This is a genomic window from Hydrogenophaga sp. RAC07 (assembly GCF_001713375.1).
Classification (GTDB): Bacteria; Pseudomonadota; Gammaproteobacteria; order Burkholderiales; family Burkholderiaceae_C; genus Hydrogenophaga.
The window spans coordinates 1,269,147-1,286,972 of the sequence record NZ_CP016449.1 but is presented as its reverse complement, the minus strand read 5'-3'; the positions used below and the strand labels follow the sequence as shown (position 1 = coordinate 1,286,972).

The following is a 17,826-nucleotide window of genomic DNA, read 5'->3' as shown; positions in this document are numbered from 1 at the left end:
CCCAGGCCTGCTCCGTTCGGGGCCGACACCCTGACGAACCGGGCGAGCTTCAAAACCCTGCGAAAATAGCCGGATGTTTACCGGCATCATCACCGGCGTGGGGCGCATCGCCGCCCTCCACGACCTGGGCAGCTCTTTGGACCATGGCAAGCGACTCACGATCGAGGCACCCCCCGGGTACCTGGATGATGTTGGCTTGGGCGACAGCATTGCGCTCAACGGCGCCTGCATGACCGTGACCTCGCTGGATCTGCCCCAGCGGCACTTCACCATCGACATCTCGGCAGAATCGCTCGCCCGCACCACGGGTTTGGCGCAAATCGGCTACCGCATCAACCTGGAAAAAGCGCTGCGCGCCCACGACCGGCTGGGTGGACACATCGTCTCCGGGCATGTGGACGGCGTCGGGCGCGTGACCCGCTTCGCCCAGGTCGGTGAGAGCTGGGAACTGCGTGTCATCGCGCCGACCGAGCTCGGCAAATACCTCGCCTACAAGGGCTCAATCACCGTCAATGGCGTCAGCCTCACCGTCAATTCGGTTCAGGACGACGCCGACGGCTGTGAATTCAGCATCAACCTCATTCCCCACACGGTGCAAAACACCTCCCTGGGCCAGTTGACCGACGGCAGCTCGGTCAATCTGGAAATCGACACCGTGGCGCGCTATGTCGAGCGCATGCTCAGCGCCGGTCACACCACTCTCAAGGAACCCGCATGAACGCGCCTGAAACCCTGGCCCCGGTGGCCATTTCGCCTGTGGAAGACATCGTGGCCGACATGCGCGCCGGGCGCATGGTGATCCTGGTCGACGAAGAAGACCGCGAAAACGAAGGCGACCTGGTGCTCGCAGCCGACCATGTGACGCCCGAAGCCATCAACTTCATGGCCCGTTTCGGCCGTGGCCTGATCTGCCTCACGCTCACCAAAGAGCGCTGCGAGCGCCTGCGCCTGCCGCCCATGGTCCCACGCAACGGCACCAAGATGGGCACGGCCTTCACCATCTCCATCGAGGCCGCGGAGGGTGTGACCACCGGCATTTCGGCCGCCGACCGCGCGCGCACGGTGCAGGTGGCGGTGGCGCCGAACGCGGTGGCCACCGACCTGGTGCAACCCGGCCACATCTTTCCGCTGCAGGCGGTGGAAGGCGGCGTGCTCATGCGCGCGGGCCACACCGAAGCGGGTTGTGATCTCGCCGCCATGGCCGGCTGCAGCCCCAGCGCCGTGATCTGCGAAATCATGAAGGACGACGGCACCATGGCCCGCCTGCCCGACCTGCAGCTGTTCGCCGCCGAACATGGCCTGAAGATCGGCACCATCGCCGACCTGATCGAACACCGCAGCCGCAACGAAAGCCTGGTACACAAGCTGGGCACACGTCCCCTGAACACGGCGTTTGGCGAATTCAGCGCCACCGCTTTCCGCGACGAACCGAGTGGCGCCCTGCACCTGGCACTGGTCAAGGGCCAGTGGAACCCTGATCAATCGGTGGACGTGCGGGTGCACGAGCCGCTGTCGGTGCTGGACGCGCTGGAAGTTGGACGCTCCATGCACTCCTGGAGCCTGGAAGCCAGCCTGCGCCATATCAGCGAAGCTGGCGCCGGTGTGGCCGTGTTGCTCAACTGCGGCGAGACCGCTGGTCAGCTGCTGGCCCAGTTCGAAGGCACGGCGCGCTCCGCCCAGGCGCCCGAGCGAGGCCGCATGGACCTGCGCACCTACGGCGTGGGCGCGCAGATCTTGCGCGAATGTGGCGTGCAGAAGATGCGCCTCATGGGCAACCCGCGCCGCATGCCCAGCATGACCGGCTACGGCCTGGAAATCACCGGGTACCTCAGCCGAAACGGTTGAAGCCACTCACCTCCCCAACATCCTCAAGAAGAAATGGAGCCGCACATGTTCGGCGCAGACAAAGGCACGGCTGACTTGCTCGACGGCAAGAAGCTCAGCATCGGGATCGTTCAGGCCCGCTTCAACGAACCCATCACCGACGCGCTGTATGCCGCCTGCCTCGCAGAGCTGCTCGCACTCGGTGTGCAAGAGAAGAACATCGCGCACGTCAAGGTCCCCGGCGCGCTGGAAGTGCCCGTGGCCCTGCAAGCCATGGCCGAGCGCGACGACTTCGACGCGCTCATCGCCCTGGGCTGCATCATCCGCGGCGAGACCTACCATTTCGAATTGGTGGCCAACGAATCCGGCGCGGGCGTCACCCGCCTGGCGCTGGACTACCAGATCCCCATTGCCAATGCCATCCTGACCACCGAAACGCTGGAGCAGGCCATCGCCCGCAAGACCGACAAAGGCCGCGACGCGGCCCGCGTGGCAGTCGAAATGGCCCACCTGCTTCAAGAGATCGGTTGAACATGTCCACAGAACTTCCCACCACCGAGGGCGACAAGCCCAAGAGCGGCTTGATCGGCCGCAAGGCGGCCGACAAGTCGGCCCGCACCCGCGCACGCGAGTTCGCCTTGCAGGCGATCTACCAGCACCTGGTGGGCCGCAACGCCGCCACCGACATCGACGCGTTCACGCGCGACCTGGCCGGCTTCCACAAATGCGACAGCGTGCACTTCGATGCGCTGCTGCACGGCTGCGTCAACCAGGCCGACGCGCTGGACGCACTGATCAAGCCCGCACTGGACCGTCCGCTGTCCGAACTCTCTCCCATCGAACGCGGCGTGCTCTGGATCGGTGCCTACGAGTTCCAGCACTGCCTGGACGTGCCGTGGCGCGTGGTGCTCAACGAGTGCATCGAACTCGCCAAATCGTTCGGTGGCACCGACGGCCACAAGTACGTCAACGGCGTGCTGCACCAGTTGGCCGCGCAGTTGCGCCCGGCCGAGGTGGCCGCCGCGCCCTCCAAAACCGGCGCCCGCAAAAACGCAGCCCCGTGAGGATTTCGCAGCGCGCCCAGCGCGTCGAACCCTTCTACGTGATGGAGCTGGCCAAAGCGGCGTCCAGCATGGCCGCCCAGGCCAAGCCGGGCGACCGGTCGATGATCTACCTGAACATCGGCGAGCCGGACTTCACGGCTCCACCTCTGGTCATGGCCGCCGCCGAGCGCGCCATCCGCAGCGGCAGCAGCCAGTACACGCAGGCGCTCGGCCTGCCCGCCCTGCGCGAAGCCATCAGCGCCTGGTACTTGAGCCGGTTCGGCCTGTCCATCGACGCGAGCCGCATCGTCGTCACCGCGGGCGCCTCTGCGGCCTTGCAGCTGGCCTGCCTGGCCCTCATCGAGGCTGGCGACGAGGTGCTCATGCCCGACCCGAGCTATCCGTGCAACCGCCAGTTCGTGCAAGCTGCCGAAGGCCGCGCGGTCATGGTTCCCAGCGGTCCAGAACAGCGCTTTCAACTCAGCGCAGATCAAGTGCAAGCCCACTGGACCCCCGCCACACGCGGCGTGCTGCTGGCCTCACCGTCCAACCCCACCGGCACCTCGATCGCCCGCGACGAACTCGAACGCATCGCGCGTTTCGTCCGCGCCAAAGACGGCGTGACCCTGGTCGACGAGATCTACCTCGGCCTGAGCTACGAAGATGAATTCGGCCACAGTGCCCTCGGCCTGCCCGACGGCCTGGGCGATGAGGTCATCAGCATCAACAGCTTCAGCAAGTACTTCAACATGACCGGCTGGCGCCTGGGCTGGCTGGTGCTGCCGCCCGCACTGGTGCCCGCGGTGGAGCGCCTCGCGCAGAACCTGTTCATCTGCGCGAGCACCATCGCGCAACACGCAGCCCTGGCCTGCTTCGAGCCCGAGAGCCTCACCGAGTACGAGCGCCGGCGCAGCGAGTTCAAGGCGCGGCGCGACTTCTTCATTCCCGAACTCAACCGCCTGGGTCTGAGCGTGCCGGTGATGCCCGACGGCGCCTTCTATGCCTGGGCCGATGTGACCGGGCTGTGCGAGCGCTGGGGCATCCCGCGGCAGGGCCCCCGGCCCGATGAAGGCGGTAGCTGGGCGCTGGCCTTCGAGCTCATGAACCGCTGTCAGTTGGCCGCCACACCGGGGCGCGACTTCGGCAGCGCCGACCCGGGCCGCTATCTGCGTTTCTCGACCGCCAATTCGATGGCCCAGCTTCAGGAAGCCGTGGCCCGCCTGGAGCAAGCGCTGTGAACCCGCCCGCGCTGCAATCTGCACCATTCACGTGGCCAGTCCGCGTGTACTGGGAAGACACCGACGCGGGTGGCATCGTCTTCTACGCCAACTACCTCAAGTTCTTCGAGCGCGCCCGCACCGAGTGGCTGCGCGCCCTGGGCGTCGAGCAACAACGCCTGCGCGAACAACTCGGCGGCATGTTCGTCGTCACCCAGACCCAGTTGCAATACCACCGCCCCGCGCGGCTTGATGATTTGCTTCTGGTTACAGCACGGGTGGTGGAAGCAGGCCGTGCGTCCATGACAATCGAGCAGACCGCGCTCCTGAAACCGCAGCAAGGCGACGCACAGGCAGCCCTGCTCTGCAGCGGCACCATCCGCATCGGCTGGGTCGACGACCGCCTGCTGCGCCCGCAGCGCATACCGCCCGCCGTGATGGCCGCGCTTCAACTGACGCCCTGAAACTTCTTCACGACCCGCCTTCTCTGAACACCCATGAACCAAGACCTCTCCATCGTTCAATTGATGCTCAACGCCAGTTGGGTGGTGCAAGCCGTGGTGGTGCTGCTCATGGTGGTTTCCGTCATGAGCTGGGCTGCCATCTTCCGCAAGGTGTTTTCGCTCAAGCGCGTGCGCGCGCACAACGAAGACTTTGAACGCGAGTTCTGGTCGGGCACCAACCTCAACGACCTGTACGCCGCAGCCGCCCAGAGCGCCAAACACGGCGGCCCGATGGAGCGCATTTTTGCCAGCGGCATGCGCGAATACCAGAAACTGCGCGAGCGCCGCATCACCGACAACGGCGCCCTGCTCGACGGCGCGCGCCGTGCCATGCGCGCGAGCTTCCAGCGTGAACTCGATGTGCTGGAAACCAACCTGTCCTTCCTCGCATCGGTCGGCTCGGTCTCGCCGTACGTGGGCCTGTTCGGCACCGTGTGGGGCATCATGCACGCCTTCACAGGCTTGGCCGCGCTGGCGCAGGTGACCTTGGCCACCGTGGCGCCGGGCATCGCCGAAGCGCTGGTGGCCACCGCCATCGGCCTGTTCGCCGCCATCCCCGCGGTGGTGTTCTACAACCGCTTCGCGCACGACATCGACCGCGTGGCCAACGCCATGGAGACCTTCATGGAAGAGTTCTCCAACATCCTGCAGCGCAACCTCGGCGCGCAGACACAAACACCCTCGGGTCACTGACCATGCCCGCCGTTTCATCACGCGGCCGGGGCCGCCGCACCATCAACGAGATCAACATGGTCCCGTTCATTGACGTGATGCTCGTGTTGCTGATCATCTTCATGGTCACAGCGCCGCTGATCACGCCCAGCCAGATTGCGCTGCCCAGCGTGGGCCAGGCCGGGCGCCAGCCCGACCGTTTCGTGGCGGTGATGATCGACAAGGACGAGCAGATCCAGGTGCGCGAAGGTTCGGCCAGCACCGACCCCCAGCCCGTGAGCCTCCCCCAACTCGTGGCCCGTGTGCAGCAACTGCAGAGCAGCAAGGGCGCGGCACCCGAAGGCGGCGTGCCGGTCGTGATCAGCGCCGACAAGAACGTGAAGTACGAAGCCGTTGTTCGTGTGATGAGTACCCTTCAGGAAGCCGGGATTGCCCGCGTGGGCCTGTCCGTGCAAACCTCACGCTGAAACCATCCCCAGCACCATGCAGTCCACCGCCGACCACCTCGACCTCGCGCCGCCACCCAGCGGCCGCTGGCTCGGGCCCATGGGGCTGGCGCTTGTTGCCCATGGACTGCTGGTGATTGCCCTCACACTGGGTGTGCAGTGGCAACACGACGCCGAACCGGTCACGGTCGAAGCCGAGCTCTGGTCACGCATGCCGGTGCAGGCCGCACCACGCGCGGTGGCACCACCACCTCCGACGCCTGCACCCCAGCCCGCCCCGCCGAAACCGGCACCCAAACCCGCGCCGGCGCCAGCGCCCGCACCTCCGCCGCCCGCACCCAACCAGGCCGACATCGCGACGGCGCAGGCGAAGAAAAAAGCCGAGGCCGAACAGAAAGCGCGCGAGGAAGAAGCGAAGAAGTTGGCCGCCGCGAAGGCCGCCGAGAAGGCAGCAGCGGAGAAGAAGGCCGCAGCTGAAAAAGCCGCCGAGGAAAAAGCGCGCCAGCAGAAACTGGCCGAGCAAAAGCGGGAACAGGAGCGCAAGGCCGCGGCCGATGAAAAGCGCCTGGCGCAGATGCGCGAAGACCAGATCAACCGCATAATGGGCCAGGCCGGCGCCACCGGTGGTCCACAAAGCACCGGCACGGCCGCACAGTCCAGCGGCCCCACACCGGGCTATGGCGCCAAGGTGGCCGCACGCATCAAACCCAACGTGGTGTTCACCGACGTGGCCCCGGGCAACCCCCGCGCCGAGGTCGAGGTTCGCACCTCACCCGACGGCACCATCACATCGCGCAAGCTCATCAAGAGCAGCGGCAACGCCGCATGGGACGAGGCCGTGCTGCGCGCCATCGACCGCACCAACAGCCTGCCCAAAGACACGGACGGGCGCGTCCCGTCATCACTGGTGATCGGTCTGCGCCCGCTGGACTGACACACGAGGCAGAACCGGAGCGCCGGGACCCACCCAGAAACATCGCGAAACCGGCTTCGCCGGGCCGCAGATGTTGTCCCCCTTGAGGGGGAAGCCGCGCAGCGGCGCAGGGGGTGCCACCTAATCGAACACGATTTCCGCCCGCCGCTCATGCGCCTGGGCCATCCAGCTGGCCAGCGCCGCATCGGTCGGGAAAAACAGCGCCCGGTCGTCCAGCTGCAATTCGCACTGCGCGCCCTCGCGCAAGAGCTGCAGGCGCACCGGCAGGCCCCGAACCAACTCCCCCTGCTCCGTCACTTCCCGCTTGGGCGGGAACTCGCGCACCAGTTGGGCCACGGCGGGTGCGTGGCCGTTCACCGCCACGCGCAGGTACTTGCCGAAGCGGCAGCGCGCCGCGGCCAGGTCCCACACCTGCTGGATCTTCAGGCGCACGCCGCCCGAGAAGCGGTCGGGCTGGGCCACGGCCTGCACGATGATGAGCTCGTCGTCCTTCAGCAGGTTGCGGTGCGCGTTGATCAGGTTTTCGTCGGCGCTGGTTTCGAACACGCCGGTCTTGTCGTCGAGCTTGAACAGCGCGAGTTTGCCTCGCTGGCCGTTGATCACGCGGAAGTCGGTCACGATGCCGGCCAGGATCACCGGGTCGCGGCTCTCCACCACATCGCCCAGCGGCGTGCGCGCGAAGCGGCGCACCTCGCGCTCGACCTCGTCAAACAAATGGCCCGAGAAATAGAAGCCGATCGCGGTCTTCTCCATGGTCAGGCGCTCTTTCACGCCCCAGGGCGTGGTAGCCACCAGATCGGGGTCCTGCGTGCTGGAGCCGTGGTCGCTGTCGCCGAAGATGTCGGCCTGAGCGGCGTTCGCAGCCGACGCGGCGGCGAAGGTGAACGCACGGTCCACCGAGGCCAGCAGCTCCGCTCGGTTGAGGTGCAGTGAATCAAAACCACCGGCCTTGATCAGCGCTTCCACCGTGCGCTTGTTCAGGCGCGTGCGGTCCACCCGCACGCAGAAATCGAACAAGCTCTTGAACGGTCCTGTCTCGTGGCCCCGAGGGCCTTCGCCGCGGCCTTCGCGCGCGGCCACGATGGCTTCAATCGCTCCCTGGCCCGTGCCTTTGATGGCCCCCAGACCATAGCGGATGACCTTGTTGGTCACGGGCTCGAAACGGTGGAAACCGCGGTTCACATCGGGCGCCTCGAAGCTCATGCCCATCTTGAGCGCGTCTTCGTGCAACACCTTGAGCTTGTCGGTGTCGTCCATCTCCACGGTCATGTTGGCGCAGAAGAACTCGGCCGTGTAGTGCACCTTGAGCCAACCGGTGTGGTAGGCCAGCAGCGAGTAGGCGGCGGCGTGCGACTTGTTGAAACCGTAGCCCGCAAACTTCTCCATCAGGTCGAAGATCTCGTCGGCCTTCTGCTGAGAGATGTCGTTCTTCGCGGCACCGGCGCGGAAGATCTCGCGGTGCTCCGCCATCTCCTCGGCCTTCTTCTTGCCCATGGCCCGGCGCAGCATGTCGGCGCCGCCCAGCGAGTACCCGCCCAGGATCTGCGCGGTCTGCATCACCTGCTCCTGGTAGACCATGATCCCGTAGGTCTCGGACAGCATCTCGGCCACCAGCGGGTGCGGGTACTCGATCACTTCCTTGCCGTGCTTGCGGTTCACGAAGCTGGGGATCAGGTCCATGGGGCCTGGCCGGTACAGCGCGTTGAGCGCGATCAGGTCTTCCAGCCGGCTCGGCTTGGCGTCTTTGAGCATGCCCTGCATGCCGCGGCTTTCAAACTGGAACACGGCCTCGGTCTGGCCGCGCGAGAACAGCGCGTAGACCTTGGCGTCGGTCAGCGGGATGTCTTCAAAACGGAAGCCCTCCTGGCCCGGGTGGCGCTTCATGATCAGCTCGCGCGCAATCTCCAGGATGGTCAGCGTCGCCAGACCCAGAAAGTCGAACTTCACGAGACCGATGGCCTCCACGTCGTCCTTGTCGTACTGGCTCACCGCCGAGTCGCTGCCGGGCTGTGCGTACAGCGGGCAGAAGTCGGTGAGCTTGCCCGGCGCGATCAGCACACCCCCGGCGTGCATGCCGATGTTGCGCGTCATGCCTTCGAGCTTCTGCGCCAGCTCGATCAGCGTCTTGACATCGTCTTCCTTCGCGATGCGCTCGGCCAGCACCGGCTCCATCTCGATCGCGTAGTTGTTCTTGTCGCCTTCTTTTTTCGGGTTGGGCGGGTACTGCAGCGTGACCGACATGCCCGGCTTGTTCGGAATCAGCTTGGAAATGCCATCGCAAAAACCATAGGAGAAATCGAGCACACGACCCACGTCGCGGATGGCCGCGCGCGCGGCCAGCGTGCCGAAGGTGGCGATCTGGCTCACCGCGTCCTTGCCGTACTTGTCCTTGACGTAGTCGATCACGCGGTCGCGGTTGGTCTGGCAGAAGTCGATGTCGAAGTCGGGCATGGACACCCGCTCCGGGTTCAAGAAGCGCTCGAACAGCAGCTTGTATTGCAGCGGGTCCAGGTCGGTGATCTTGAGCGCGTAGGCCACCAGCGAGCCGGCGCCCGAGCCCCGGCCCGGGCCGACCGGGCAGCCGTTGTTCTTGGCCCAGTTGATGAAGTCGCCCACGATCAGAAAGTAGCCCGGGAACCCCATGTTCAAAATCGTGTTGATCTCGAACTCCAGACGCTCCACGTAACGCGGACGCTCGGCGTCGCGCTTGGCCGGGTCGGGGTACAGGTGGGCCAGGCGCTCTTCGAGCCCCTCAAACGACGACTGGCGAAAGAAGTCCGCCATCGGCATGGGCACGCCATCGATCAGCGGCGTGGGGAAGTTGGGCAACTGCGGCTTGCCCAGCACCAGCGTGAGGTTGCAGCGCTTGGCAATCTCCAGCGTGTTGGCCAAGGCAGAAGGCACGTCCGCAAACAGCGCCTGCATCTGCTCGGCGCTCTTGAAGTACTGCTCGCGGGTGAAGCGGCGCACACGCCGGTTGTTGCCGAGGATCTCTCCTTCGGAAATACACACGCGCGCTTCGTGCGCCTCGTAGCCGTCGGGCTCCAGAAACTGCACCGGGTGCGTGGCCACCACCGGCAGGTGCAAACGCGCCGCCAGTTGCACGGCTTGCGTCACGTGGCGCTCGTCGTCGGCACGCCCGGCGCGCTGCAGCTCGATGTAGAAGCGGTGGGTGAACATGGTGGAGAGTTGCAGCGCCATGTCGGTCGCGCGTTGCGTGTCGCCCTGCATCAGCGCTTGCCCCACCGGGCCGGCCTGCGCACCCGAGAGCATGATCAAACCGGCATTGCATTCCTGCAGCCAGTCGCGGTGCACCAGCGCCTGGCCCCGACCTTCGTTGCGCGTCCAGGCGCGGGCCAGCAGCTCGCTCAGGTTCAGGTAACCCTGGTGGTCCTGCACCAACAGCAGAACCCGAGGCGCGGCGGGCTGGTGGCTGCCGGGCATGGCGCCGGGCGTTTCTTCGGTGAAGCCCTGCAACATCACCTCGGCGCCGATGATGGGCTTGACGCCCACACCGCGCGCGGCCTTGTAGAACTTGACCGCACCGAACAGGTTGCTCAGGTCGGTGATGGCCAGGGCGGGTTGGCGGTCGGCGGCCGCGGCGGCCACGACTTCATCGATGCGGTTGGTGCCGTCGACGACGGAGAATTCGGTGTGCAGGCGCAGGTGTAGAAACATCGCTCCATTTTAGGAGCCGGCACCCGCCACCACGGCCTCAAGGCAGCGGTGTCACATCTTCTTTCAGGATGTGCAACACCTCGGAGCGGAATTCGCGCATGTACAGAATGGCGACCACCGCCAAGGTGGCCAACACCATCGACAGCGGGGACACGAACCACGCCAACGCTGCGAACGAAAAGTAGTAAGCCCGCAGACCGTCGTTGAAGGTCTCCGCCGCAGCGCCCACCATGGCGGCGGCGCGCCGGGCGTAGTGCTCGCGGTCGAACTTGCCGGAGTCGAAGTCGTCGGGCGAGGGCATGGCGCCGATCACCAGCGCCACAAAGGTGTACTGCCGCATGCACCAGGAAAAGCGGAAGAAGGCGTACACGAAGATCGCCACCATCACCAGGATCTTGAACTCGAAGACGATGAGCGTGGTCGTTTGCGCGAACGGGATCTCGCTCATCAGCTCGGTGGCCTTGTCGGTGGTGCCCAGCAGCGCAAACAGACCACCGATGACGAGGATGGAGGTGGACGAGAAAAACGCCGGCGTGGTGGACAGCGTTTGCGTGATCACGCCGTCGATCACGCGCGGGTCGCGTGCTGTGGCCTGCGTCATCCAGTAGCCACGGTAGCGGTTGGTCGTCTGAATGAGCGAGCCGACCTTGCGCCCCCACACACGTGCGAACCATGCGTAGCCGGACCACAAGACAAAAAAGCAGACCAGCGCCAGCCAGTCTGCCCAAGGGATGATGCTCAGGAATTTCATGCAGCGGATGTTACGCCGCAGGAGCCCTGGATCAGGCCATCAGGCCTTGAATTTGGCTGCCGTCGCAGCCACGCGCTCACCGAACAAACGAGCCGTCTCCAGGTCACCCGGCAGCATTTCGTTCGCGCCCGCATCCGACGGGCTCTGTGCCATGGCGCCGCTGAAGGAGCCCACGTAGTTCACGTCGTTGCGCTGCGCGGCCTTGCTGTTGGCAGGCATCAGGCCGGTGCCGACCCAGATGCCGCTGTGCTGCATGGCCAGGGTGAACAGGTAGTGCAACGTAGACAGCTTGTCGCCGTTCATGGTGGCGCTGTTGGTGAAGCCCGCAAAGATCTTGTCTTTCCACTGCTGGCTGAACCAGGGCTTGCTGGAGGCATCGGCAAATTTCTTGAACTGCCAACTCACGGTACCCATGTAGGTCGGTGAGCCCATGATGATCGCGTCGGCCGCGGCCAGGGCTTCCCAGCCGCCTTCGGGCAGGTTGCCTTCGGCATCGATGGCGAGCAGCTCGGCACCAGCGCCCTCGGCCACCGATTGCGCCATGCGCTGGGTGTGGCCGTAGCCGGAGTGGTACACAACAACAACTTGGGTCATGGGATAGCTTTCAGATGGAGCGCCGTCTGCAAGTCGGGCGCGGGTTGAAGGAATGGCGGGATTCTGTGCGTTTCAGGCCTTGCGGCGGGCGTCCAGGCTGAATGCACCGGCGCCGAATGCGGCCAATGCCAGCAGACCACCGACCACACCGATGTTCTTCATGAACATCAGCTGCTGCATCATTTGCTGCTCGGCGGGCAGGGCCCAGTAGGCGTGGAAGAAGAACGAAGCCACCAGCGTGAACAGCGCCAGCGCCAGCGCCGCCCAACGGGTACCGAAACCAATGATCAGCGCGATGCCGCCGAGCACCTCGACCGCGATGGCGATGGCAGCGCCCAGCTCGGGCATGGGCAGGCCCACTGAGCCGATGTAGCCGGCCGTACCAGCGAAACCGCCGATCTTGCTGATGCCCGCGGGCAGAAAGAGGGCTGCGAGCAACAGGCGGGCCAGCAGGGCGAAGGGGTTTTGAAGTGCGTTCATGAAAAGTCCTTGGGGTCAAAAAACAGGGTTGAAAAAATCAGGCGGCCAGATCGAACACCAGCACTTCGGCGTCCTTGCCGTTGGCCAGTTGAAGCTGGCTTTCGGCCGCCAGCACCGCGGCGTCACCGCCCTTGAGCGTTTCGCCATTCACATCGAGCGAGCCGCGCACCAGGTGCACATAGGTCTTGCGCGCCGGGTTCAGCGCCAGCTCGGCCGACTCGGCACCGTCAAACAAACCGGCGTACATCGCCGCATCGGCGTTGATGTGCACCGAACCTTGCGTGCCGCCGTTGGACGCCACCAGTCGCAACTTGCCGCGTTTCTGGTCGTCGCCAAAGCTCTTCTGCTCGTAGCCCGGCTCGATGCCCGTCACGTTGGGCTCGATCCAGATCTGCAGAAAGTGGGTGGTGCTGTTGGGTGCGTGGTTGAACTCGCTGTGGCGCACGCCGCTGCCTGCGCTCATGCGCTGCACGTCGCCCGGCGGGATGCCCTTGACGTTGCCCATGCTGTCCTTGTGCGCCAGGTTGCCCTGCAGCACGTAGCTGATGATTTCCATGTCGCGGTGGCCGTGCGTGCCGAAGCCGGTGCCCGGGGCGATGCGGTCTTCGTTGATCACGCGCAGGTTGCCCCAGCCCATCCAGGCCGGGTCGAAGTAGTCGGCGAACGAGAACGAATGAAAGCTCTTGAGCCAGCCGTGGTCGGCAAAACCGCGGGCGTCGGAGCGTCGAATCTGGAGCATGGTGAGTTCCTTTCCGTCTGGGAGTGGCGCCACTGAGACCGGGTGGATTTCGTTGGCATGGGGTGGATTGTGGGTGGGCGAACGGCCTTTGAGACTGCACGGATTTGATGGCATCATTCAAACCGTTTGAACAGTCGAATCCCACACCAGCATGGCCAATTCCACCCCGCGCGCCGCCTTGTCCCCTGAAAACCTGGGCCTGCTGGAGGCGGTGGCGCGGCTGGGCAGCATGGCCGCCGCAGCGCGCGAAGTCGGCATGGTTCCCAGCGCGCTCACCTACCGCATCCGCCAGGTGGAAGACGCGCTGGACGTGCTGCTGTTCGACCGCAGCGCGCGCCGCGCCGTGCTCACGCCCGCCGGCGCCGAGCTGCTGCGCTCGGGCCAGTACCTGCTCAACGAGCTCGACGCGGTGGCGCAGCGCGTCAAACGCGTGGCCACGGGTTGGGAGCCGCAGCTCACCATCGCGGCCGACGCGATCATCGCGCGCGCCACGCTGTTCGAGCTTTGCGAGGCCTTTTACGCCGAAGGTGCACCCACGCGACTGAAGCTGCGCGCCGAGACGCTGTCGGGCACGGTGGAGGCTCTGCAAATGGGCCAGGCCGATCTGGCTCTGGGCGTGCCCAGCGACCTCTCGTTGCCCGAGATCCAGGCGGCACCACTGGGCCCGATCACCTTCGTGTACGCGGTGGCGCCGCACCACGCATTGGCGTCGGTGAGCCACAGCCTGTGCGACGAAGAACTGCGCGAACACCGCGCCGTGGCCGTGGCCGACAGCGCGCAGCGCGGGCGCGGCGTCACCCACAACCTGCTGCCCGGGCAGGACGTGCTCACCGTGCCCACCATGCAGCACAAGCTCGAGGCACAGCTGCGCGGTCTGGGCAGCGGTTTCCTGCCGCTGCCGCTGGCCCAGCCTTTCATCGCGGCCGGCCGGCTGGTGGTGAAACAGGTGCAGCGGCCCGACCGCACATTGCGCGTGGCCTATGCCTGGCGCCTGCCCCGCACTGCGGGCGACACGGGTCGTGCGCTGCGCTGGTGGCTCGATCGCCTGCAAAGCCCGCAGACACGCGCGGCGCTGCTGAGCAACCATCACCAGACATGAGCCAGCCGCTGCCCGCATTCGGCAGGCAGGCTGCTACAGTCAACAGCACTCCCCACCCCACCCGATCAAGCGTCACCAAGAAAGCGCCCCGAGACATGACCACATCTCCCAAGACCCGCGCCTCCAAAGCCGTCTCCTCCAAATCCAGGACCACAAAGCCGGCGGGTCTGCACATCGCCGTGGTGGGCGCCGGCATGGCGGGTGTGGTGTGTGCACGCACGCTGGTGCAGGCCGGTCACCGCGTCACGCTGTTCGAGAAGAGCCGCGGCCTCGGTGGTCGCATGTCGACCCGGCGCACCGAGTTCGGCGGCTTCGACCATGGCTCGCAGTATTTCACCGTGCGCGACAAGCGCTTCGAAACCGCACTGCGCAGCAATGCCACGTCGGTCGTGCGCCCCTGGAGCGCCAGCACCGTGCGCGTGCTCGACGAATTCGGCCACGTGCTGGCCAGCGCACCACCTCCCACCGAACCGCATTTCGTGGCCTCGCCCGGCATGAACGCGCTGGTGGGTTTGTGGGGCCAACCCCTGGCGTCCAACACCCTGCTCGACACCCGCGTGACCCAGATCGAGCGCGACGCCCTGCACCCTGACCAGTGGCAGTTGCGCACCGAAGACAGCGCCGGTGGCCAACAAGTCGTGGGTGGTTTTGACCGCGTGGTGCTGGCCATGCCGCACCCACAGGTGCACGACCTGCTGCGCGCCTCGGGCCTGGCACCCGAACTGCGCCAGGCGCTGGCGCCCGTGCACGTGGCGCCCTGCTGGACGCTGATGGTGGCGTACCCCCAGGCCATGCAGCCCGGCCTGCCCCACCTGGGTCCGCAGTGGAACGCCGCGCGCAGCACGCACCACCGCATCAGCTGGCTGGCGCGCGAGTCGAGCAAGCCCGGGCGCGACCCGATCGAGCGCTGGACCATCCAGGCCAGCCCGGCCTGGTCGACCAAACACCTGGAAGACGACGCCGAGCGCGTCAAGGCCAAGCTGCTCAAGGGCTTTGCCGAGATCACCGGCATCCGCGCCACACCCACCTTCGCCGTGGCGCACCGCTGGCGCTTTGCGCAAACGCAAACCCCGCTGGGCAAGAGCCACCTGTTCGACAAGGCGCTGGGCATCGGCGCCTGTGGCGACTGGTGCCTGGGCCACCGGGTTGAAGACGCGTTTGTCTCCGGCCTCGAAATGGCGCTCGAGCTCGCCTGAAGTCCTGCCATCCTGCGTCTGCTCATCCTGAGCCTGTCGAAGGATCGAAGCCCCGCCCAGATGGCCACCTACCGGGGCAGGTTTGCCCCCTCCCCCACTGGCCCGCTGCACGCGGGCTCGCTCGTGGCCGCACTGGCCAGCTGGTTGGACGCACGTGCCCACGGCGGCGCCTGGCTGGTGCGCATCGAAGACGTGGACACGCCGCGCTGCGTGCCCGGCGCCGATCGACTCATCCTGCAGCAACTCGCCACCTGCGGCCTCGTGAGTGACGAGCCTGTGCTCTGGCAGTCGCAGCGCGGCGATCGGTACCAGCAGGCGCTGGACCGGCTCATCGACCAAGGCCACGCCTACCCCTGCGGCTGCTCGCGCAAAGACGTTGAAGCCGCCCTGCAAGCCCAAGGTGTGAGCCGCGAACGCCACCACATCGCCGTTTATCCCGGCACCTGCCGACCGGAGAACGGCGGCCTGCATGGCAAACCCGCGCGCGCCTGGCGCTTCCAGATTCCGGCACCCGTTGACGTGAACTGGACCGACCGCCGCCTGGGACCACAAACCCAGAACGTGGCCACCGAAGTCGGCGACTTCATCCTCCAACGCGCCGATGGACTCTGGGCCTACCAGCTCGCCGTGGTGGTGGACGACGCTGCGCAAGGCATCACCCACGTGGTCCGCGGCGAAGACCTGACCGACAACACGGCGCGCCAGCTCCTGCTGCAACAAGCGCTCGGTCTGACCACGCCGGCCTACCTGCACACCCCGCTGGTGCTGGGAGCCAACGGCGAAAAACTCAGCAAGCAAAACGGCGCCGAGCCGCTGGACCTGGGCGATCCGCTGATCGCACTGAACGCTGCGGCACACGCCCTGGGACTACCGCCGCAGACCGGCAGCGTGTCGCAGGCCCTCACCGCTTGGGCCGAAGTGTGGCCGGCCTAGAATTTACGCCTTTGTCGACCGAACCCGCCCCATGACCGATCCCCGCCACGCGCACCCACGCCCCCCTGCCAGCGACGCGCCCTACCTGCGCGAGGTGAAGAGCTATGTGTTGCGCGCTGGCCGCATGGGACCCGGGCAGGCACGGGCCTACGAGCAGCACGGTCCACGCTTCCTGTTGAACTACGTGCCCGGCGCTTTTGACGCCACCGCGGCCTTTGGTCGCGCCGCACCGTTGATCCTGGAAATCGGCTTCGGCATGGGCGGCGCCACCGCCCACATTGCCGGCGTGCGACCTGGCGACAACTTCCTGTGCTGCGAAGTCCACGAGCCCGGCGTCGGTGCGCTGCTCAAACTGGTGGGTGAACAAGGTCTGGAGAACATCCGCATCCTGCGCCACGACGCGGTGGAGGTTCTGGACCACATGCTCGGCGAATCCAGCCTGGACGGCGTGCACATCTTTTTTCCCGATCCCTGGCACAAAAGCCGCCACCACAAGCGCCGCCTGATCCAGCCAGCGTTCGTGAACCGCCTGGCGCGCCACCTCAAGCCCGGCGGCTACCTGCACCTGGCCACCGACTGGGAGCCGTACGCCCAGCAGATGCTGGAAGTGCTGAGCGCCGAACCGCTGCTGCAGAACACGGCCGAGCCCGGCGGCACCGGCTACGTTCCTCAGCCCGCGTACCGCCCCCTCACCAAGTTCGAGAACCGGGGCTTGAAGCTGGGCCACGGGGTGTGGGACCTGGTGTTCCGCCGGGTCTGAGGCCCGAGCGTCCCGCCGTGGCCCGTCCGCCGAAGAGTCCGCACATTCCCGCGCGCGATGGCGTGTCCGCCAGTTGTGTCGCCCTGCCCCACGGGTCATCGGCGGCCTGGCCGCTGCTGCTGGACTTCCTCGCAGAACGCCTCAACGTCGTAGACCGGGCTGCCTGGGAGCAGCGCCTGGCGCGCGGCGAGGTGCTGGACGACAGCGGCCAGCCGCTGCCGCCCGGGGCTCCCTTCCAGCCCGGGACGCGCATCCACTACTACCGCCACCTGGACGACGAACCCGACATCCCGTTTGAAGAAGCGGTGCTGTTCCAGGACGAACACCTGCTGGTGGCCGACAAGCCGCATTTTTTGCCGGTCACGCCGGGCGGGCGCTACGTGCAGCAAAGCCTGCTGGTGCGCCTGAAGCGCCGCACCGGTATCGACACGCTCAGCCCCATCCACCGCATCGACCGCGAAACCGCCGGGCTCGTGCTGTTCAGCCTTCGGCCGCAGGACCGCAACGCCTACCAGGCCCTGTTTCGCGAGCGCGCGGTGCACAAGGTCTACGAAGCGATCGCGCCCCACCGCCCCGAATTCAACTGGCCACTCACGCGGCGCAGCCGCATCGACGAAGACAGCGGCAGCTTCTTTCGCATGGTCGAGTCAGCAGGCGAGCCCAACAGCGAGACCCACATCGAGCTGTGTGAAGTGCGCGGTGACTGGGCACGCTACCGGCTCTCGCCCCTCTCGGGCAAACGCCACCAGTTGCGCGTGCACATGAACGCGCTGGGCGCGCCCATCGTGGGCGACCAGTTTTATCCCACGGTCTTGCGCGGTCCCGATGACGCTGAAGACTTCGCCGAACCGCTGCGCCTGCTGGCGCGCAGCATCGCTTTTGACGACCCTGTCACCGGCTTGCCCCGGACTTTCGAGAGCCAACGCGCGATCGATTGGCCTCCAGCCTGACGGCTGC

19 protein-coding genes are annotated in these 17,826 nt (G+C 66.3%); 14 read left to right on the top strand and 5 right to left on the bottom strand.

Translation table 11 applies throughout. The features are described from left to right. Nucleotides 1–73: 73 nt before the first annotated feature. Genes BSY239_RS06010 through tolA form a run of 9 tightly spaced genes read left to right on the top strand, consistent with a single transcriptional unit; the run spans nt 74 to nt 6,639 of the window. Complete coding sequence (locus BSY239_RS06010) at nt 74–718, top strand: riboflavin synthase (protein WP_069046047.1); 645 nt, start codon at nt 74–76, stop codon at nt 716–718. After that, nucleotides 715–1,845, top strand: coding sequence for a bifunctional 3,4-dihydroxy-2-butanone-4-phosphate synthase/GTP cyclohydrolase II (gene ribBA, locus BSY239_RS06005; protein WP_069046046.1), 1,131 nt, complete (start codon nt 715–717; stop codon nt 1,843–1,845). Before BSY239_RS06010 ends, ribBA begins: the two co-directional genes overlap by 4 nt. 45 nt (nt 1,846–1,890) lie before the next feature. After that, complete coding sequence (gene ribH, locus BSY239_RS06000) at nt 1,891–2,355, top strand: 6,7-dimethyl-8-ribityllumazine synthase (RefSeq protein WP_069048812.1); 465 nt, start codon at nt 1,891–1,893, stop codon at nt 2,353–2,355. A gap of 2 nt (nt 2,356–2,357) precedes the next feature. Then, nucleotides 2,358–2,888 carry a transcription antitermination factor NusB gene (nusB, locus tag BSY239_RS05995; protein ID WP_069046045.1) on the top strand — a complete coding sequence of 177 codons (531 nt, stop codon included), beginning with the start codon at nt 2,358–2,360 and terminating at the stop codon, nt 2,886–2,888. Beyond that, a complete protein-coding gene (locus BSY239_RS05990; protein WP_069046044.1) occupies nt 2,885–4,105 on the top strand; it encodes a pyridoxal phosphate-dependent aminotransferase in 1,221 nt (406 codons plus the stop codon). Before nusB ends, BSY239_RS05990 begins: the two co-directional genes overlap by 4 nt. An 11-nt stretch (nt 4,106–4,116) precedes the next feature. Beyond that, the gene (gene ybgC / locus BSY239_RS05985; RefSeq protein WP_069048811.1) at nt 4,117–4,548 is read left to right on the top strand and encodes a tol-pal system-associated acyl-CoA thioesterase; all 432 of its coding nucleotides are present in this window, start codon (nt 4,117–4,119) and stop codon (nt 4,546–4,548) included. A 33-nt stretch (nt 4,549–4,581) separates the two neighbouring features. Then, on the top strand, nt 4,582–5,280 hold the full coding sequence (gene tolQ / locus BSY239_RS05980) for a protein TolQ (RefSeq protein ID WP_069046043.1): 699 nt from the start codon (nt 4,582–4,584) through the stop codon (nt 5,278–5,280). A 2-nt stretch (nt 5,281–5,282) separates the two neighbouring features. Beyond that, on the top strand, nt 5,283–5,726 hold the full coding sequence (locus tag BSY239_RS05975; protein WP_069046042.1) for an ExbD/TolR family protein: 444 nt from the start codon (nt 5,283–5,285) through the stop codon (nt 5,724–5,726). Between the two features lie 16 nt (nt 5,727–5,742). Continuing rightward, on the top strand, nt 5,743–6,639 hold the full coding sequence (tolA, locus tag BSY239_RS05970; RefSeq protein ID WP_069046041.1) for a cell envelope integrity protein TolA: 897 nt from the start codon (nt 5,743–5,745) through the stop codon (nt 6,637–6,639). A gap of 120 nt (nt 6,640–6,759) precedes the next feature. Here tolA and dnaE read toward each other — a convergent pair whose 3' ends face one another. The 5 genes from dnaE to BSY239_RS05945 all read right to left on the bottom strand — a co-directional run bounded on the left by dnaE (nt 6,760) and on the right by BSY239_RS05945 (nt 12,881). Beyond that, nucleotides 6,760–10,317 carry a DNA polymerase III subunit alpha gene (gene dnaE / locus BSY239_RS05965; RefSeq protein WP_069046040.1) on the bottom strand — a complete coding sequence of 1,186 codons (3,558 nt, stop codon included), beginning with the start codon at nt 10,315–10,317 and terminating at the stop codon, nt 6,760–6,762. Nucleotides 10,318–10,354: 37 nt separating this feature from the next. Continuing rightward, a complete protein-coding gene (locus BSY239_RS05960; protein ID WP_069046039.1) occupies nt 10,355–11,068 on the bottom strand; it encodes a DUF599 domain-containing protein in 714 nt (237 codons plus the stop codon). Nucleotides 11,069–11,107: 39 nt separating this feature from the next. Further along, nucleotides 11,108–11,662 carry a flavodoxin family protein gene (locus tag BSY239_RS05955; protein WP_069046038.1) on the bottom strand — a complete coding sequence of 185 codons (555 nt, stop codon included), beginning with the start codon at nt 11,660–11,662 and terminating at the stop codon, nt 11,108–11,110. Nucleotides 11,663–11,734: 72 nt separating this feature from the next. Next, a complete protein-coding gene (locus tag BSY239_RS05950) occupies nt 11,735–12,142 on the bottom strand; it encodes a DoxX family protein (protein WP_069046037.1) in 408 nt (135 codons plus the stop codon). A 37-nt stretch (nt 12,143–12,179) separates the two neighbouring features. Beyond that, nucleotides 12,180–12,881, bottom strand: a complete 702-nt coding sequence (locus BSY239_RS05945) for a pirin family protein (protein WP_069046036.1) — start codon at nt 12,879–12,881, stop codon at nt 12,180–12,182. Nucleotides 12,882–13,032: 151 nt separating this feature from the next. Here BSY239_RS05945 and BSY239_RS05940 point away from each other — a divergent pair, with 151 nt between their 5' ends. The 5 genes from BSY239_RS05940 to BSY239_RS05920 all read left to right on the top strand — a co-directional run bounded on the left by BSY239_RS05940 (nt 13,033) and on the right by BSY239_RS05920 (nt 17,819). Beyond that, nucleotides 13,033–13,980, top strand: coding sequence for a LysR family transcriptional regulator (locus tag BSY239_RS05940; protein ID WP_069046035.1), 948 nt, complete (start codon nt 13,033–13,035; stop codon nt 13,978–13,980). A 95-nt stretch (nt 13,981–14,075) separates the two neighbouring features. Beyond that, nucleotides 14,076–15,176: an NAD(P)/FAD-dependent oxidoreductase gene (locus BSY239_RS05935; protein ID WP_069046034.1), complete on the top strand. Its 1,101-nt coding sequence runs from the start codon at nt 14,076–14,078 to the stop codon at nt 15,174–15,176. Nucleotides 15,177–15,236: 60 nt separating this feature from the next. Then, nucleotides 15,237–16,109, top strand: a complete 873-nt coding sequence (gene gluQRS, locus BSY239_RS05930; protein WP_069046033.1) for a tRNA glutamyl-Q(34) synthetase GluQRS — start codon at nt 15,237–15,239, stop codon at nt 16,107–16,109. A gap of 31 nt (nt 16,110–16,140) precedes the next feature. Next, a complete protein-coding gene (trmB, locus tag BSY239_RS05925; protein WP_069046032.1) occupies nt 16,141–16,869 on the top strand; it encodes a tRNA (guanosine(46)-N7)-methyltransferase TrmB in 729 nt (242 codons plus the stop codon). A 17-nt stretch (nt 16,870–16,886) separates the two neighbouring features. Next, nucleotides 16,887–17,819, top strand: a complete 933-nt coding sequence (locus BSY239_RS05920) for a pseudouridine synthase (protein ID WP_069046031.1) — start codon at nt 16,887–16,889, stop codon at nt 17,817–17,819. The last annotated feature ends 7 nt before the right edge of the window (nt 17,820–17,826 follow it).

Coding starts and splice junctions, on each gene's coding strand:
- BSY239_RS05945 (WP_069046036.1), bottom strand. CDS start 12,881: ATGCTCCAGATTCGACGCTCCGACGCCCGCGGTTTTGCCGACCACGGC.
- BSY239_RS05950 (WP_069046037.1), bottom strand. CDS start 12,142: ATGAACGCACTTCAAAACCCCTTCGCCCTGCTGGCCCGCCTGTTGCTC.
- BSY239_RS05940 (WP_069046035.1), top strand. CDS start 13,033: ATGGCCAATTCCACCCCGCGCGCCGCCTTGTCCCCTGAAAACCTGGGC.
- trmB (WP_069046032.1), top strand. CDS start 16,141: ATGACCGATCCCCGCCACGCGCACCCACGCCCCCCTGCCAGCGACGCG.
- tolA (WP_069046041.1), top strand. CDS start 5,743: ATGCAGTCCACCGCCGACCACCTCGACCTCGCGCCGCCACCCAGCGGC.
- nusB (WP_069046045.1), top strand. CDS start 2,358: ATGTCCACAGAACTTCCCACCACCGAGGGCGACAAGCCCAAGAGCGGC.
- ribH (WP_069048812.1), top strand. CDS start 1,891: ATGTTCGGCGCAGACAAAGGCACGGCTGACTTGCTCGACGGCAAGAAG.
- BSY239_RS05935 (WP_069046034.1), top strand. CDS start 14,076: ATGACCACATCTCCCAAGACCCGCGCCTCCAAAGCCGTCTCCTCCAAA.
- BSY239_RS05960 (WP_069046039.1), bottom strand. CDS start 11,068: ATGAAATTCCTGAGCATCATCCCTTGGGCAGACTGGCTGGCGCTGGTC.
- tolQ (WP_069046043.1), top strand. CDS start 4,582: ATGAACCAAGACCTCTCCATCGTTCAATTGATGCTCAACGCCAGTTGG.
- BSY239_RS05955 (WP_069046038.1), bottom strand. CDS start 11,662: ATGACCCAAGTTGTTGTTGTGTACCACTCCGGCTACGGCCACACCCAG.
- BSY239_RS06010 (WP_069046047.1), top strand. CDS start 74: ATGTTTACCGGCATCATCACCGGCGTGGGGCGCATCGCCGCCCTCCAC.
- dnaE (WP_069046040.1), bottom strand. CDS start 10,317: ATGTTTCTACACCTGCGCCTGCACACCGAATTCTCCGTCGTCGACGGC.
- BSY239_RS05975 (WP_069046042.1), top strand. CDS start 5,283: ATGCCCGCCGTTTCATCACGCGGCCGGGGCCGCCGCACCATCAACGAG.
- ribBA (WP_069046046.1), top strand. CDS start 715: ATGAACGCGCCTGAAACCCTGGCCCCGGTGGCCATTTCGCCTGTGGAA.
- gluQRS (WP_069046033.1), top strand. CDS start 15,237: ATGGCCACCTACCGGGGCAGGTTTGCCCCCTCCCCCACTGGCCCGCTG.